This window comes from Mesorhizobium sp. M4B.F.Ca.ET.089.01.1.1 (genome assembly GCF_004022605.1).
Classification (GTDB): domain Bacteria; phylum Pseudomonadota; class Alphaproteobacteria; order Rhizobiales; family Rhizobiaceae; genus Mesorhizobium; species Mesorhizobium abyssinicae.
In genome coordinates this window covers 1-1,054 of sequence record NZ_RZOS01000908.1, presented here as the reverse complement: position 1 = coordinate 1,054, position 1,054 = coordinate 1, and the positions used below count along the sequence as shown (strand labels likewise).

Below are 1,054 nucleotides of genomic sequence, written 5' to 3'. Positions count from 1 at the left end.
CAGAAGGGCTATGCCCATTCCGCGTATGTGATGCACGGTACCAGTGTCTGCGACATCGGCCTCATGGTCAAGGATGCTGCCGCAACCGCCCGGCGGGCAAGAGCCTTCGGCACCAATGATTTCATCCAGGCCCGAGGTGCGGGCGAACTGGCCATCCCGGCTGTGCGCGGGGTCGGCGGATCCGTGCTGCATTTCCTCGATCGCAAGTCTGGGCTTTCTGCAGTCTGGGAGACCGAATTCCGTTCCCTTCCGCCTGATCCGCAGGCACGCCCCGTCGGCCTTGACCGTATCGATCATGTGGCACAGGTGATGAAGCAGGAGGAACTTCTAACCTGGACCTTGCTCTACACGGCCGTTTTCGAGATCGGGAAGGCCCCCGAGGTGAGTGTGGCCGACCCGGGCGGGATCGTCCCTTCCCGTGCTCTTCAAAGCGACGATGGTGCGGTCCGCTTCACTTTGAACGGTGTGGACACCCACCACACTTTCGCCGGTCGCTTCGTTTCGGACAGCTACGGGTCATCGGTGCAGCACCTGGCATTCTCCACCGACGACATTTTGGCGACAGCCGCACGTTTGGCCGAGAACGGCTTCGACAGCCTGCCCGTCTCGGAGGGCTACTACGACGAGATCGAAGCCGAATTTGACCTTGCCCCCGACTTCGTAGCGCAACTCGCCACGGCTAACGTCTTCTATGACGAAGACAGTCGGGGTGGCAGCTACCTGCAGCTTTATTCGCGCCCCTTTGGCGACGGATTCTTCTTCGAAATGATCGAACGGCGCGGAGGCTACAACGGCTACGGTGCCCACAACGCGGCCTACCGGACGGCGGCTCAGAAAAGATTGGCGATGCCGGCGACCAAGCGGGATGCCCCAGGCGGGCGGACGCTCGAAGGCGCCTCGATGGGCAACGCGGCCGAAGGGAAGTGAGTTATGTTAGCCTCTACGACCAGGCTCTTGCAGAGCGTCGATCACAATTTTCAGCACGCGATGTCGTTCCTCGATCTTCCCGAGGGATTGGCGGAGCGGATTGTTCAGTGCAATTCGACCTATACTG

Annotated in this window: 1 pseudogene; it reads left to right on the top strand. The window is 61.0% G+C overall.

The annotated features are described in order from the left end of the window. A pseudogene (locus EN780_RS34935) lies at positions 1 to 927 on the top strand (3-keto-5-aminohexanoate cleavage protein); the annotation flags it as partial. Positions 928 to 1,054 lie beyond the last annotated feature (127 nt).